This is a genomic window from Nitrospira sp. T9, assembly GCF_052156535.1.
Taxonomy (GTDB): Bacteria; Nitrospirota; Nitrospiria; order Nitrospirales; family UBA8639; genus Nitrospira_E.
In genome coordinates this window covers 169,096-184,719 of the sequence record NZ_JBQKUP010000035.1, presented here as the reverse complement: position 1 = coordinate 184,719, position 15,624 = coordinate 169,096, and the positions used below count along the sequence as shown (strand labels likewise).

Below are 15,624 nucleotides of genomic sequence, written 5' to 3'. Positions count from 1 at the left end.
AATGCGACGTCCTGGTTGTAGTCGTTTGAGATGGTCGGGCCCTTATCCCTTAATACAGATTAACGGGCGCATTTTCGCTACCTTACGGGCCAAGTGCGCCTGTTCAGCCGCATCGACCACGGCGGTGACGTCTTTATAGGCACCCGGCGCTTCTTCGGCGACCCCCCGCGCGGATGGACTTCTGATCAGGATTCCCTGAGCCGCTAATTCTTGAATCACCCTCTGACCTTTCCATTGGCGGGTGGCTTGATGCCGACTCATACTGCGTCCTGCTCCATGGCAGGCGGACCCATAGGCCAGATCCATGCCCTCTTTCGTTCCGACCAGAAGATAGGAGGCTGTTCCCATGGTTCCACCGATAAGGACCGGTTGACCAAAGGCTTGAAAGTCAGGAGGGATGGCGGCATGTCCCGGACCGAACGCACGCGTGGCCCCTTTCCGATGGACAAAGACGCGCCGACTCCGGCCGCCGATCTGATGCTCCTCCATTTTGCAGGTATTGTGTGACACATCGTAGAGCAGCGGGAGGGACGTCTGAGGAAAGATTTCCGAGAAGGCTTGACGCACTAAATGCGTGACGATTTCCCGGTTGGCTAAGGCACAATTGATCGCCGCCCGCATCGCCCCTAAATATTCCTGGCCCAAGGGTGAGTCGATCGGGGCACAGGCCAATTCGCGGTCCGGCAACGTAATGCCATACTGGCTTGCCGCCACCACCATTTTCTTGAGGTATTCGGTGCCGATTTGATGCCCAAGCCCTCGAGATCCGCAATGAATGCTGACCAGAATATCCCCGACATGGATACCCAGTTTTTCCGACATGGGATCGTGATAGGTTTCCACGACCTCCTGAATTTCCAAATAATGATTCCCGGATCCTAACGTGCCCATTTCGTCCTGCTGGCGCTTCTTGGCCTGATCAGATACGTAGGCGGGTTTTGCCCCGGTCATGCAGCCGTGCTCTTCAATGTGCGATAAATCTTTCGCTGTCCCATAGCCTCGTTGGACCGCCCATTGGGCACCGCCGGCAAGCATGTCATCCATTTCCTTGGGGTTCAGATGCAATCGACCGGTACTCCCCACGCCTGCGGGCACCTGTGCAAATAAGAGGTTCGCCAGTTTTTCTTTGACGGGAGTAATATCGTCCGCACGTAAACCCGTATAGAGGGCTCGTACGCCGCAGGAAATATCAAATCCCACACCGCCGGCAGACACCACCCCTCCCTGTTGAGGGTCGAAGGCCGCCACTCCGCCTATAGGAAACCCGTAGCCCCAGTGAGCATCGGGCATGGCAAACGAGGCTTGGACAATTCCCGGGAGTGTGGACACATTCACGACCTGTTCATACACCTTCATGTCCATGTCGCGAATGAGTGACTCATCCGCGTAAATAATTCCCGGCACGCGCATCGTTCCCTTTTGAGGAATATGCCACTCATATGCCGACACACGGGACAAGAGATTCAGGTCCATACGGTTTGCCGCAAAAAAGAAGAGTGGATCAATCGGTGCCCTGACATAGTCGGCTCACCATGCATGCGATTTTTCACTCACAACATTAGACATCCACAACACATTGGGCAACCCATCCGTTTCCCTCAATCTGCCGGACAGATAACTCGGTATAGGTCGCCCCTTTGATTTCTACGGCTGGTTCATGTTTCATACGGTCGACTGGTTCCCCGCGCGCAATGGCTGTAAGGTGATGATCCGTGATCGTGACGTTAAACCGGCAAAAAACCATGTGGCCGCATGCCATTTCATAGATGAGGGCATTCAGCCAATCGACCAGTAATAATTCATCATCCGGCGCGTCGCAGGTGAAATGCCGCTCCATCTGAGGATCGACCTGTTGGGGATCCGTCACCACAGCCGTCAGAGCTAAGGCCGCCTGTTCAAAGGCTTGGGGCTTGGTGATTCCGAAACCACGAATCCCCATATCCGCCTCATGGGGAAAATGTTCCCACCCTCTTGAAGCCTCAAGGCCGTTCATGTGTGTCATGACCCGGTTGTCATCCGGAGCATATAGCGAGGGATCTGTGCCCAGGTTGACGGTACCATGTCTCAGCCGGATCCTTCCGTGGCCCTTGCCCTGAGCCCATTCGACCGCGCTCAGGGCAGACTTGCCGAATGGGTCAGCAGGGCAAGGAGCAGAAAGCCATCGGCCTTTTGTTTCTGGCTAATCCAGCATGAAAGATATGTTGGCGTTGATGCGATATTTGGTGATCTTGTTATTTTCCACTTTGGCTTCCATATCCTTGATGTAAATCGATTTAATGCCATGCACACTTTTGGCTGCTTTGGTCACGGCGTACGAAGCCGCATCCTCCCAGCTCTTGTCTGATTCTGCTAACACTTCGATCACTTTTAACATGTCTGACATGGCTGAACCTCCTTCTGAATGTGAAAATGAATGATAAACCACTGGCCTGGAGACAGTGGTTGAGCTGTTATCCGTGCCTCTCTGTTGAAGGATGAAGTTTGGCGATGGGATTAAAGGGGGCAAGGAATCTGATATATCGCAAGACGTCCCAGCGCTCATCTTCCGTCAGACGCGCCGACCACCCATGCATAGGAGAAAAGACGGCTCCAAAGGTGATCACATTCATTAATTCCCAATCGGTTTTTGATCGGGATTCCAACGAGTGAAAATTCGCGGGCTGGACCAACAGGAATTGGGTGTCAGGTCCATCGCCGGATCCTTTGGGCCCATGGCAGTTCATGCAATGTTTTTCATAAAGGATTTTCCCGTTTTGCGGATTTCCCGGAACTTCCTGACTGAACGCCAGTATGGGCCAGGCCATGATGAGGATGAAACTGAGAAACCCAAGGTATTTGTGTGGTTGATGCATGATGTCCTCCTGCTCGCTTATCTGTGGGGATGTTCATCTATGGACGATCAGAGTCTTCATCCTCATGGCTCCTGAATAAATTCCAGATATGACAGCAGTTGCCAGATTCGGCCTCGAACTTGATCGGCCCACTCCGTTTCAATCGAGACCTCATCATCTGGTATCCGGAACCAAATCCCGAAGACCGGCATCTCGCGTGTGCCATGGGCCGGAACCTGGCGTCGTCCATCAATGGTGCGATACGCATGCCAAAAGGGGAATGTCCCGCCATGGTTGGCTGATAACCTGGTCAGATTCGCCGGCTTGGGCTTCAAAGATTCAGAAAGAGGACCGTCCCCCTTGGCCTGGGTTCCATGACAGGATACGCAGAATTTTTGAAAGAGCTGCCTCCCTCCGGCTATGACATCCTGCTCCTGAGCCCATCCCGAACTCATTCCCATCCACAGGATCAGCAAGGCGAGGCTTCCATTCCGCAGGAGAAGGCTAAGCAAATGATTCATGGAGTATCCTTTTGGTGTGAAACATTCAGGCAACCTCTTGAGCATGTTTGGGGGAGGATTTGTATTGGGAGATTTTGCGATTGGATAGGGTTTGCGAATCAAAGATTTCCCCACAATTTAAACATCGCCATTCATAAATCCAAACAGTCTTATAAATATTTTCCATATTCAGACAGGTATCCATGACCATTAACCCATGGCAGCGGGAACATTCCATCATGTCACCTCCTGGTATAAGTTTATTCTTAATGTATGTTCCTAAAGCAATGAATGTATTAACCTCTCTCTCGAACCATGCCGTCTCAGATCGTGAGCGAGGGCGAACATTGATTCGATAATAAAGAGGATCTATCAAACCTTATGCCAAACCCGGAATATGGATTCAGAACGGAAAGAATGTTGAGGAATTTGGGCAGGGAAAGGGTGCCCAATCCCATTGAGAATGGGCGAAACCATAAATAACCAGCGATGAAACATTGAACCGGAAAAACAGTTAACCTGGCGTAGCACGGCGAAGAAAAGTTCGGGGAAAGAAGCAAATTTCAGTGGAACTGCCTGGGTACTGTGGCATCTTTCCCCAGGGCTTTCGACCCGTTGGTCCCAGTCTTCCTCACCGGGGATAGATTCGACACACGAAAAATATATCTCCGGAACAGGCTATCGAAGAGGACGTATGGAGTGGGATTCCCGTCAACACCGGATGCTTGTTAGCGATCATGCCGATCATGCCGATCAGGGCGAGTGACCGGTTCGATGATGCCGCAGGCATCCCGGGGGCCACCGGCACAACCCGCAACGAATTCATTCTCGCCCACCAGGTCACAATAGAGGTCCGGGTTGGTATGGATGATGAAAGAACTTCCTGCGTCGGCTCCCACACCCTCATCAAAAATGCTGAGCCGCCCTTCTGAGAGGGTAATACGGCTCGTGGTGGTATGCATGACACCGATCCCGTTGCGGACTTCAATATTCACGAGGTCTCCCATATGAAACGGGTGATTGAAATGAGGGCTGTCCGGTGCGTTGGGATTGGCGGTGTCCCTGTAGAGGTCAACGGCACCTGGATCATGATGGCCTTTGGCCGCGCTACATGGTTTGCATGCAGCGGCTTCATGAATATGGACCGCATGTTTGCCATCCGACAATCCCTTCACAACCATCGAAACTTCCACTTCCTTGATGCCTTCTTCGGTGAAACGTTCTTTCAGGGTCGCTCTTCCTTGAATAGCGGCATCGGTACAACCGGCGATTTCGGCCGTGGCCTTCTCGACTCCCTTGTTGAAAAGCCTCTTGGCATCCGCATCTGAGTGACCGAATCCAACCATCGCAAGGCAGATAACGAACCCCCCGAACAGGAATGAAGACTTCATGACACACCTCCCTGGGAAGAAAATAGAATGGTCCATCTGAGAATGTTCCCAGACGAATGGGAAATTAAAGAGGTTAGCCTAACTTAAGGGCACTATGGCTTGAACTAGGGTATGCCCTAGGAAATAAAAAAAATTACCCTAGTAAGAGGCTCATGACTCACCCTTCATGACGGTTAGGACATGTCGCGCCTCGGTCATCCTCGTGGTCTGGTAAGCGGGGACCCAAATCGCAAACTGAAAAAGATGAATACCCGATGCCATGCGTCGCAGGATGAGTCAATGAGGGGCAGCGACAGAAAGGTCTGTACCTTTTGAGCCAAAATGCCTATAGTTGAAGTTTTGGCGAGGTGTTTCAAAATTTACCCCTAGGGGGAAAACTTCCCTGGCTATTGGAAAAAACTATTGCAATCCCAAAGACCTCCCGAAAAACCGAAGAGGAAAATTGCTTTCCCCAAAATGGGCTCCCCTCGGAGTTTTGTCACGGAGCAATCCAAAGTTTCACGATCACATCCTCAGATTTCATCCCCATTCAAGATCATCCCTGATTCTTATAAATTTCCCGGCCCTCAGCTAGCTTTTCCATCGTTGGATTTGAGGCAGTAAAGGATTTACTAACATCTGAAATAAGCCTAAATTGATGGATGGTGAACCTCACCCATCATTCTTTCGACCATTTTTAAGGGGCCGGAACGTCACCAATGGATTTGCCCATGAATGCAATCATCGTCCCAATTGGCAAAATCTTTGGAAAGAAATCGTGTCACAACTGGATTCCTGGTTGGATAGGCATGACGAGAATTTAGTGAGGGTGGATGTCCGATAAAAACCCTCGGGCATTAGCTGAGACAGGCAAGGCAAGTCTTGCTATCCGCCTTCGCGCAAAGTGAGAAGCAAAGGCATGAGTCCAAAGAACAAACCAGCTACAGGGAGTCATCCTTTACGTCGAAAAGCTGTGACAGGGCTGTTGACCACCCGCGAGCAGGTAAAAAAGATGACGCTGGAGGAGGTCCAGCACCTCGTGCATGAACTCCAGGTCCATCAAATCGAACTGGAAATGCAAAACGAAGAGTTGCGTCAGGCCCAACGAGAGCTTGAGGTGACACGTAATCGGTATGCTGCATTGTTTGATTTTTCAACGATGGGATATGTGACCCTTGATGATGGCCATAATTGCATTCTGGAGGCCAATTTGACTTTTTGCCATTTGGTGGGTGTGTCACGGGTAGATATCCTCAATAAGAAGTTAGAACAATATGTCATCCCGGATGATCAACGGGCGTTTAAACGGTATTTGGATTTTCTGAGGCAGACCCCGGGCACGCACTGTTCCGATCTTCTCACTCTGCAGCATTCCAACAATCCCCGTCAGGTCCGATTAGAAGGCTGTCTGGAGACCAAGGAACCTTCAAGTATGACAAGGGTGTTTCGAATCGCGGTCCAGGATGTCACGATACAAGAGCAAGTCGAATGCGCGCAGGATGAGCAAAGGGCCTTGATGGCGGTCGTGATGGGCGGGGTTATGGATGCCATCGTGACCATCGATGAAAGTCAACGAATTGTCCTGTTTAATAAAGCGGCGGAAAACATGTTTGGTTGTCCTGCCTCAAGCGCCCTTGGACAACCGATAGACCGGTTTATCCCGGAGCGATTTCGTGCAGTCCATCAGGAACATTTTCAACAATTTGGCCGGAACCCGAAGCCCTTCCGTCAGATGGGTGCGGCAAGGGAGATTTTCGGACTCCGGACCAGCGGAGAGGAATTTCCTATCGAAGCGACCATTTCACAAGTGCAGGTTAAAGAACAAGGCAAGAAGCTCTTCACCGTCGTGCTACGAGACGTCACCGAACGTCGACACGCTCAGGAGATGCTGAAAAAAGACCAGCAATTTATTACAGCCATTTTGGATACTGCCGGTGCTTTGGTGGTTGTCATGAATCGCCAGGGGCAGATCATCCGGTTTAATCGCGCCTGTGAAAGGCTGACGGGGTATGCATTTGAGGAAGTCCGCCATAGGCTCATTTGGGATATACTCCAACCGTCCATGGTGGGGGTGGAGGAGGTGAAGGAATATTTTCAGGCCATTCTCCATGACCAGGCCCCGACTTTTCAGGAAAATTATTGGGTCACAAAGGAAAATATTCGGCGGTGGATTGCGTGGTCTTATGCGGTGCTCAAGGACGACCAGGGTAGGGTGGACTTTGTGATTGTGACAGGGATTAATCTCACGGGACAACGGAACGCGCAAAGAGCGTTGAAAAACGAACAGCGGTTCATTGCCAATGTGTTAAATACGACAGGAGCCCTGGTGATCATCCTGGACCCCCAATGGAGGATTCTTCGCATGAATCGTGCTTCTGAGCAGACGGTCAGGCACGCGTTTCAAGACTTGAAGGGACAGCCATTCTGGAATCTCCTGACAACTTCAGAGGAAGACAGAGAAGGAGCCAGACAGGTGCTCGAGTCTTACAAAACAGGCCGGTTCTCTTGCACTTTTGAATCCGCCATTCTGGATAAGGCACGTCAGCTTTGTTGGATTCAGTGGAACACGACCGCCAGCTACAAAAAAAACGGAGGTGTGGAATATTTTATTGTGACCGGCACCGATATCACCCGGCGCAGGCAAGCCGAACAGCTGCTTCAACAGAGCAAAGAGCAGCTTCAGGCGATTCTTGATCATAGTCCGGTCTCCATATGGCTCAAAGATCTTGAAGGCCGGTATCTGAAGGTCAATCGGCAGTTCGAAAAGAATGCGGGTCTGTCTGAGAAGGAGATTTTGGGCAAAACCGATATGCAAATTTTTTCCTCCGAACGGGCTTCGCGGTTTTGGGAAATTGATCAAATCATTCTTCAAACCCGGCAGGCCTATGAATCCGATGAAATATCGGATCGTTCGGATGGAATACACACCGAACATGTGTTTAAATTTTTGTTGACGACTCCCAAAGGAAAGCCCTATGCGCTCTGTGGAATTGCCACGGATATTACACAAAGAAAACAAGCGGAAACCATTCTTCAGGAAGCCTCTCAGCGCCTGGAAATTCAACAGCAGGAGCTTCGCTCACTGGCTGCCCAACTCCTGACTGCGCAGGAAGAGGAGCGGCGGCGTATATCCCGTGATCTGCACGATGATGTCAATCAACGGCTCGCGCTGATGAGTTTGAAACTGCAATCAGCACAAAATGATCTTCCGGATATTCATCCTGTCTCGCAAAAGCTTCATGAGCTCTATGCCAATGTCGGGGATCTGTCCGATGATATCCGGCGTTTAGCCTACCAATATCATCCGTCAATCCTGGATGATCTTGGATTGAGCTCAGCTCTTCGCTCGTTGTGCGAAGACTTTGAGAAGTGGGAAGGGATCTCGGTCACGTGTGAGTTGCCTGAAGGAGCATCAAGAATTTCCCAAGCGGTGGGCACATGTCTGTACCGTGTGGCACAGGAGAGCCTGCGAAATGTGGTAAGACATGCTCAGGCTTCGGCAGTCCATCTCGTTTTGGGGCAAGGACAGGACATTACTCTCTCAATTCGCGACAATGGAAAAGGATTTGAGGTGGAGGGGCTTCCTTCTCGAGGTTTGGGATTTGTCAGCATGAGAGAACGGGTTCGTCTGATGGGTGGAACCCTGTTGGTGGAGAGTCAGCCTGGCCATGGCACTACCGTAATGGTCTCAATTCCTGAAAGCTCCCAAACGTGAATGCGTCTTCACCCTTCTGTTATATCCCTCTGGTGGGTAGCCTGGCGACATCTGGGGAAGACGTCAGGGGCCAAACGGGAAGATCAAAATCATGAGAGATGCCCGATGACCAATGTTGGCCATGAGCAATGATCGCTGTCATCCTGAGTGCAACGAAGGATCTGGCTGAGCCGGGGAAAGGTTCGCTGTGGGCACAGATTCTTCGCCCTGGGCTCAGAAAGACAATCCTCACACACCGTTTTCCGGCATCCCCGCAAGTCGTCAGCGTGGATTCATCCGATACGCAGGCAAGATGGATTCCCGATAACGAATGTCGGGAGTGACGTCCGGAGGAAGATTTTGGATACACGCTGTTTGATGAGAGGTCCCAACGAATTCCTATGCGAATATACAAAAAACAGAACGACAGATGGCATCGGCTATGGTGACCCGACCTCGTATACTATTAGCCGACGACCATGTATTGGTTCTGGAGGGTTTGGCCAAGCTGGTTACGGAGGACTGTGAACTTGTCGGGAAAGTGGAGGATGGGCGGGCCCTTCTTCAGGTTGCTCCGAAGTTGGAGCCGGATGTGATTGTCTTAGACATTTCCATGCCAAAATTGAATGGACTGGATGCCGCCCGTCAACTGAAGAAATTACTTCCTTCGGTTAAGCTGATTTTTCTGACCATGCATGCGGATCCTCTGTATGCGAAGGAAGCCTTTCAAATCGGAGCCTCCGGTTTTCTCTTGAAACGTTCTGCTGCTTCAGAGTTGATGCAAGCCATCCACGCCGTGATGAAAGGGCAGTACTATGTGACCCCGGCCATTGCCAAGGATTTTCTGAGTACCATCACTCAAACGAGTCCGGTTCCCCAGCTCGAGAAAAAATCCTTGACGCCCCGGCAGCGGGAAGTTCTTCAACTCATTGCCGAGGGGCACAGCACCAAAGAGATCGCGACGATATTACATGTGTGTCCTAAAACGGTTGAATTTCATCGAACTCAGATTATCCGGGGGTTAAACCTGCATAGCACGGCGGAATTAACGAGGTATGCCATCGCGCATGGCCTCATCGCCCCTGAGGAATAACCCGTTGTTCATATTGCCTCCTGGTCTCCTTCATTACCTGATCTGACTGTGCGCACCGTTTGGTAGCTATTCGATAGGCTCTGAGTCAAGAGTGTGTCACGTGAAACGATGGGGGAAGGGACTGGGAGATTTTCCTTCGAGAACTAGGGATTTGCCTAGTGGTGCCTGGGCTTCCCTTGTATACAATACGGCAGCCTGAAGGGTGCGACCCATTGTCTGGAAACGTCTAGATGGCCGTTCCTGTCCCTCATTTTCATGATCTTTCATGTGGCGAAGGGGCCTTGACGAATCTTCCCCGTATTGTGTTGGCGGACGATCATCCCATGGTGCTGGAGGGGGTGGCCAGGCTTGTGGAGGATTTTGGCGAGGTCGTGGGGAAAGTGGAGGATGGACGATCGCTGCTTGAAGTCGCTTCACATCTGAACCCGGATGTGGTGATCATGGATATTTCGATGCCGAGTCTAAACGGGCTGGAATCGGCCCGCCATCTCCAAAAACTTATTCCCCGTTGTAAAATCATTTTCCTGACGATGCATGCGGATTCCGCCTATATTACCGCGGCATTTGAGGCTGGAGCATCTGGATATCTCTTGAAACGGTCTGCCGGTTCAGAACTTCAATTGGCGGTCAAGACGGTGTTGGCAGGCGGCCGGTATGTCACGCCTCTTGCTCTTCGGAGAGAGGTCTCGCTTTATGATCTCGTTGGAGGGGGGGAATCGTTGTTTAAGCTGCTCACTCCTCGTCAACGGGAAGTCTTGCAGTTGATCGCCGAAGGCCATTCCACCAAAGCCATTGCCACCCTTCTCAATATTTCCACCAAAACGGTGGAATTTCATAAAGCCAAGGTCATGGAAACCTTAGGGATGCATACGATTCCAGAGTTGACCCAGTTTGCGGTGGCTTCCGGCCTGGTTGAGAAGTAGACGATTCCGATCATCTCTCCTCACTTCATCCTAGGATGATTTCCCGAAAGGACTAGGGGTTTCCCTAGTTTTTTTTATTGAAGTCGATCGGTATTTACACCCTCACCTTAGCGGCAAAATCCCCCATTACTCTGATGGTTTCATGGTTGAAACCGATGTGAAAGAGAGGCCCTCGGATGAACCACCTTTTTTCATCTTCTGCATTGGCAGAAGATCTGATGAACACCGCAGCCGTTCCTCTTCGACCCGGTCGTTTTGAGAAGGGTCTGGCTTTGCAATTTCTCTCCGGTCAATACAGCGGATGGCCGGTGGTCGATTCCACAAGAGAAATTCTGGGGGTCGTGACCGAACTCCGTCTGTTACAAGCCTGTTCACGCGTGAATTCCCTGGATGAACTCAGGGTCGAAGACACCATGACCACGCCGGTCTATGTGTTTGAGCAGGATCCGCTCGATGTTGTGATGAAGGGGATGGTTCACAGCCAAGTTCTGAGGATGCCTGTGGTTCGTGACCGGCAGCTTGTCGGAGTCATTTCCCGTGGAGATATCTTACGGCATAGCCTCCCGTTATCTTCGCCTTCCTCCCAATTCGTGTTTTCCTGTGCCTGGTGTGAACGGGTTCATGATCCCTCCGAGGGGCTGGTCGGAACAGATGACTGGCAAGTGTTGGATGCCTATTTGTCAAGGCATCAACTCACATTCTCCGATATCGAGCCTGCACAAACCTATTGCCCGTCCTGTCTGGAAATTCTTCAAGCGCTCCAACCCCCATCGCCGGGTACGTCGCGTGCCGGGACCGGGGCCCAGGCCCAAGTCCGTCCCTGTTTGTTGGTGGTCGATGATGATCCTTCCGTAGCCGGGTTGTTGGATCAAGCTCTTCAGGAATGGGGATATGAAGTGCTTGTTGCGAGAAATGGGCGGGAGGGCCTGGATCTATTGGACGGCCGTTGCGTGGATGGAATTTTACTGGATATGCACATGCCTATTATGGATGGGCGGACCATGTTGGATGAACTACGCTGGTTGGGACATCAGATGCCGGTGGTCATGATGTCGGGCGCGTCGGAGGAATCATTGCTCCGGCGGATGTTGCAGGAAGGTGCTCAAGGATTTTTCCTTAAACCGTTTCATCTCGCTTCTGTTCAACAAGCCTGCCGTAAGATCTTTCAAAATGATGAGGACAAGGCTGAGGCCTCTTCTCGTTTCCATGTGGCCTGATGGAAGACGGGATTCCGATTGGGGCTGATGGATTTTCAAATAAGGTATTGGGCATTTTTCAGAAAGGGGGACCCATGAATGAACAGAAGGCCGGTCGTGTGAATGGAACCCTTAAAACCGGGAGGAAAGAAGTCTGCGCCCATCAACGCCTGGTAGACGAACAAGTCAACAAAAAAGGCGAGAAAACGGGGCACCTGGTCTGTCTGGAATGTGGTGAGGTTATTCATGATCGGGTGGAAGCCTGAAATCGACTGAGATATCTGTCATCTCCTGGTTCATGTGGAAAGAGGGAGAAGACCTATGATGCTCCTCGTGCTTCAGGACGCTGAAAGAGAGGGTGACGCGTTGTTGGTCGCTACTATTTACAGGCGGTTTTGAACAATTTGTTATGTCTTCGCCCATGAGCGTTCAATCCGGTTTGATCGTCGCAGGAATGAGTTCGTCAAAATTCTGCTCATCTGTCTTGAGATGATAAGGCGCTGAACTGATATCAAGGCAATACAAGGCGGAGGTTGATCCAATGAAAGATGTCTCGTTCGTGTCCAACAAACAGGGAGAAATGCAAAGTCTGCCAATTTCTGTCAATGAAAACCAGGAGATGAGGCATGATGGTTCTTCTGATTCGCTAGAGATCAAAATTGACAATCGCGCCCATGAGATTTCCCTGCGGGGAGGTGAGCCTCGTGGACCGAGTTTAGCCAGTTGGTTGATAGCCGCAAGAGAGGTTTTGTCCGAGGATTCTGAAGGGCCCCAATTGACTGCCTAAAGCCTGTTTGCCTGGCTCGACAGTTTATTCTGGTCCTCAACCCCAAGCTGGAATTCTGACGTTTTTAATCAAGAATCTTTTTTAATCTCTCCAGAAGCTGGGTCTCCGCTCACGAGGACATTTTCGCTATCGATTCCCAAAGTCCGACAGACTCCTAGGAAAAATTTCCTGGTTTCCTAGGAAAATACCCAGTATCCCTCACTCTTTTTTCACGATATAAGGGACCGCGTAGGTAGTAATTCATAGCTTTCATACAATTTTTTCGTGCAAAGGAAGGAGCTCCGCCCTATGTCTCAATTCCATGCCTTATGGTCCATTATTCTCGCCGGAGGGGAGGGGGAACGAACGCGTCCGTTTATTGAACGATGGTTAGGCTATCCCAAACCCAAGCAGTACTGTACCTTCGTGGGAAACCGGTCGATGCTCCAACACACCTTAGACCGGGCGGATCGCCTTGGAGCTCCTCATCAAAAAATCACGGTGGTGGCCCAAAGCCATCAAGGGTTTGCAAGTGAAGCCTTAACGGGGCAGGTGGCAGGACAAGTGGTTCTTGAACCGAACTATTGCGGCACAGCTCCTGAGATGTATCTCCCTCTCACCTATGTGCGGGCATGGGACCCACATGCCACAGTGGTCATCTTCCCTTCTGACCATTTTGTGTTTCCGGAAAATCGTTTTCTGGAAACGGTTCAGCGTGCCATAAGCGGGAGTCGTATTCTTCAGGATCGCCTCCTGTTGTTGGGGGTACGTCCCACTCATCTCGAATTGGACTATGGCTGGATGAATGTGGGTGGGGTGTTGGGTTGGAGTGGAGGATCCTGCGTTCGGCAAGTCGATTCCTTTGTTGAGCAACTCGACCCTATTCAGGCCCTCAATGCCATGGCCAAAGGCGCACTTTGGAACACGTCGGTGATCGTGGGGAAAGTTTCGACCATCTGGAAGCTGGGCTGGCAATACGTTCCTGTCATCATGGAACGGTTTGAGCGATTAGGAAAAGCCATCGGGAGCACTCAGGAAGGTCGCATGCTTCGTCAGTTATATCAGAAAATGCCCAGATTAGATGTGTCTTCCGAATTACTCCAGCGCGTTCCGGAACGCCTGGGGATGATTGAGCTGGAAGACGTGCTTTGGAGTGATTGGGAAGGCTCAGACCGCATTCGTGACACGCTGAATGTTGTTGGAAAGGAGCCTGTGTTCCCCTCTGAGCTTATCACCATGCCCTGTTCCTCTCCTCAGGCACTCTCTTTTCTTGAGGTGACCCGATGAGTCGCAAACGCATATCAACAACGAGTGACCGCCAGGAACCGGAGGAACAGTCGGGCGCAACTCGTCAAAGCAGGAGAATGACAGATAAGCAGCCACGCGCGAAGACATCTCCCAGGGGCAGGAATCGCAAACCTCTTCGGCCGGAGGAGGAACATGCGGGGGAGACTCCATTCGCGAATGAGGGTATGCAGCCGCGAATTGCTGTACGGGAGTGTTGAATAAAACCAATTTCCAAGGGCATATTGCCCCACAGGCACGTTGCATATTAGAGGTCTCGGGGCGGTTCAAAAAAGCATGCCCTGAGTCTTCCCGAAGGGTCCGTCCAGCAAGGCCGCAGTCATTTTTGCGCGCAGAGCGTATTTCCAGTACGTGAGCACGGAAAAATGGCGAGAACGCCGCTGGCGGCTTTTTTCAACAGCCCCCTGTACGGGCCTTTGAGCTCTACCGGCGGCGGGGAGGCCACCACGGCCAGGACCTCGATGATTGGTTCCTCGCGGAGCAGGAGGTCATGGCTGATGAATCATGGGGAAATATTGAACCATAGAGCGAAACGCTGGAAAAGCCATCCTTGCGCCGTTATCGAGCGGAGGCCAGCAGAGCCCCGTTCCAAATGAAGACTTGATGGATTTCCGAAGTATAGAGTCAGGGATGTCCCCGAGGAGACTTAATTGTTGATATACGATATCAATTGTGCCGACTTTCCTCCGGTTTCCCCCGCCAATCCTGATGGGTTCCTCATAATCCTAAAAACGGCAGTTACAGGGCCGAGAGCCCGTTCATGCTTCGAGAGCCTCAGCACGAACGGAGTGTCGAAGTGGTCACCCGTTGGGTGAGAGTCCGTTCGCCCTGAGCGCCGCGCCTTCCGCGGCAGTCGAAGGGTTCCGAGATGGCCAACTGCCGTTTTTAGGATAATAAATCCTGAGAATGACCAATGGGCCTAATTTCCGCTTTTCCACCCTTGTTGTTGCAATCTTCAACAGTTCTCCATTCATCCCTGTAGCTTTTTTGGCCAAGGGACCTTTCCCGGCGTGGTCCGTTTCCTCAGAACCCATTGCGAACAGAGAGAATTGGTCCGAGGCCCCCTTCTGGCATAACCCTCGCTAGAGAAAGGAGAGTGGGTCTATACCATCAGGGGCTGGTGAAATGCTTTCAGGGCAAAGGAGATGCGGGTAAAAAATGATATTAAGCCATTAACCGGGTTTTTCTTCGCTGAAAAATGGGCCGTAAGCGCCGATTACGACTTTTTGCCAGGGGGAAGGTAAGGGTATGTATCGGATTTTAGATGAAAGTGAAGACAGAAGTGTGGGTATACGGGTTATGAGTAAATTATCAGCCGAAGAGTATGATCTCTTGAATGCGTACCTGGAGCATCTGATGCAGGAGGTTGGCCCGATTAATTTCTTATGCGATATGGCAACCGTTGAAGGCGAAAATGGGCAAGCCTTATGGGAGGAGATGACCGATAACCTTAGGAACGCTCAAGAATATCAACGAATTGCGGTGGTGGGAAGCCGACAATGGTTGGAGGGCGGACAAAATGTTTCTGTTCCCTGGCCCAGTACTCAATTCAAATATTTCACACCAGACAAGACAGACAAGGCCTGGCGCTGGGTAAAGGGATGAGTTGATCAAAACCCACTGCTAACGGGCTTCATCCGGATTCCGAAGAGAGGGTGGCCGTGAATGAATGTGCGGCGATTTTGGTTAAATAGCCATTTGAGTTGAAATCCCTCATTCTCTTCACTCAACAAGGCCATGCTCATCTTCGGAACCACTTCCGTTAACCCCCTGGCGTCTGATGAAGACGTGAGTCTGGCAGCCCCGATTCCATTTATTGGGATTCACTGCTGAATCCTAGGGACTTTTTCCTCCTTGACTAGGGAAATTCCTAGTTCCTTCCTTGGGTAAAATGTTTTACAAAGAACATTCCATAATGGGGTAAGACCCTCATTGTACTTTGGCAT

General features: G+C 51.1%; 15 protein-coding genes and 1 pseudogene. 9 read left to right on the top strand and 7 right to left on the bottom strand.

Features of this window, described 5'->3' with window-relative positions; genetic code table 11:
* Positions 1–42: 42 nt before the first annotated feature.
* The 7 genes from ACTRXD_RS11240 to ACTRXD_RS11210 all read right to left on the bottom strand — a co-directional run bounded on the left by ACTRXD_RS11240 (position 43) and on the right by ACTRXD_RS11210 (position 4,722).
* Entirely contained in the window at positions 43–1,473 is a 1,431-nt protein-coding gene (locus tag ACTRXD_RS11240; RefSeq protein ID WP_442431899.1) for an RtcB family protein, read from the bottom strand.
* 85 nt (positions 1,474–1,558) lie between these two features.
* On the bottom strand, positions 1,559–2,002 hold the full coding sequence (locus ACTRXD_RS11235; RefSeq protein WP_442431898.1) for an archease: 444 nt from the start codon (positions 2,000–2,002) through the stop codon (positions 1,559–1,561).
* Positions 2,003–2,179: 177 nt separating this feature from the next.
* Positions 2,180–2,383 (bottom strand): dodecin family protein, encoded by a 204-nt coding sequence (locus tag ACTRXD_RS11230; RefSeq protein ID WP_442431897.1) that lies wholly within the window; start codon positions 2,381–2,383, stop codon positions 2,180–2,182.
* Between the two features lie 67 nt (positions 2,384–2,450).
* Complete coding sequence (locus ACTRXD_RS11225) at positions 2,451–2,852, bottom strand: c-type cytochrome (protein ID WP_442431896.1); 402 nt, start codon at positions 2,850–2,852, stop codon at positions 2,451–2,453.
* Positions 2,853–2,914: 62 nt separating this feature from the next.
* Positions 2,915–3,352, bottom strand: a complete 438-nt coding sequence (locus tag ACTRXD_RS11220) for a c-type cytochrome (protein WP_442431895.1) — start codon at positions 3,350–3,352, stop codon at positions 2,915–2,917.
* Between the two features lie 25 nt (positions 3,353–3,377).
* Positions 3,378–3,572, bottom strand: coding sequence for a hypothetical protein (locus tag ACTRXD_RS11215; protein ID WP_442431894.1), 195 nt, complete (start codon positions 3,570–3,572; stop codon positions 3,378–3,380).
* Between the two features lie 487 nt (positions 3,573–4,059).
* Entirely contained in the window at positions 4,060–4,722 is a 663-nt protein-coding gene (locus ACTRXD_RS11210) for a superoxide dismutase family protein (RefSeq protein WP_442431893.1), read from the bottom strand.
* A gap of 898 nt (positions 4,723–5,620) precedes the next feature.
* Here ACTRXD_RS11210 and ACTRXD_RS11205 point away from each other — a divergent pair.
* The 9 genes and pseudogenes from ACTRXD_RS11205 to ACTRXD_RS11165 all read left to right on the top strand — a co-directional run bounded on the left by ACTRXD_RS11205 (position 5,621) and on the right by ACTRXD_RS11165 (position 15,283).
* Complete coding sequence (locus ACTRXD_RS11205; protein ID WP_442431892.1) at positions 5,621–8,416, top strand: PAS domain S-box protein; 2,796 nt, start codon at positions 5,621–5,623, stop codon at positions 8,414–8,416.
* 128 nt (positions 8,417–8,544) lie between these two features.
* Positions 8,545–8,739 (top strand): hypothetical protein, encoded by a 195-nt coding sequence (locus tag ACTRXD_RS11200; RefSeq protein ID WP_442431891.1) that lies wholly within the window; start codon positions 8,545–8,547, stop codon positions 8,737–8,739.
* Positions 8,740–8,837: 98 nt separating this feature from the next.
* Positions 8,838–9,488, top strand: coding sequence for a response regulator (locus tag ACTRXD_RS11195; RefSeq protein ID WP_442431890.1), 651 nt, complete (start codon positions 8,838–8,840; stop codon positions 9,486–9,488).
* A gap of 230 nt (positions 9,489–9,718) precedes the next feature.
* The gene (locus ACTRXD_RS11190; protein ID WP_442431889.1) at positions 9,719–10,411 is read left to right on the top strand and encodes a response regulator; all 693 of its coding nucleotides are present in this window, start codon (positions 9,719–9,721) and stop codon (positions 10,409–10,411) included.
* 176 nt (positions 10,412–10,587) lie between these two features.
* On the top strand, positions 10,588–11,628 hold the full coding sequence (locus ACTRXD_RS11185; RefSeq protein WP_442431888.1) for a response regulator: 1,041 nt from the start codon (positions 10,588–10,590) through the stop codon (positions 11,626–11,628).
* A 74-nt stretch (positions 11,629–11,702) separates the two neighbouring features.
* The gene (locus tag ACTRXD_RS11180) at positions 11,703–11,873 is read left to right on the top strand and encodes a hypothetical protein (RefSeq protein ID WP_442431887.1); all 171 of its coding nucleotides are present in this window, start codon (positions 11,703–11,705) and stop codon (positions 11,871–11,873) included.
* 809 nt (positions 11,874–12,682) lie between these two features.
* Positions 12,683–13,660 carry a sugar phosphate nucleotidyltransferase gene (locus ACTRXD_RS11175; protein WP_442431886.1) on the top strand — a complete coding sequence of 326 codons (978 nt, stop codon included), beginning with the start codon at positions 12,683–12,685 and terminating at the stop codon, positions 13,658–13,660.
* 439 nt (positions 13,661–14,099) lie between these two features.
* Positions 14,100–14,204 (top strand): annotated as a pseudogene (locus ACTRXD_RS11170) (DUF2934 domain-containing protein); the annotation flags it as partial.
* Between the two features lie 722 nt (positions 14,205–14,926).
* The gene (locus ACTRXD_RS11165) at positions 14,927–15,283 is read left to right on the top strand and encodes an STAS/SEC14 domain-containing protein (RefSeq protein ID WP_442431885.1); all 357 of its coding nucleotides are present in this window, start codon (positions 14,927–14,929) and stop codon (positions 15,281–15,283) included.
* Positions 15,284–15,624: the final 341 nt, after the last annotated feature.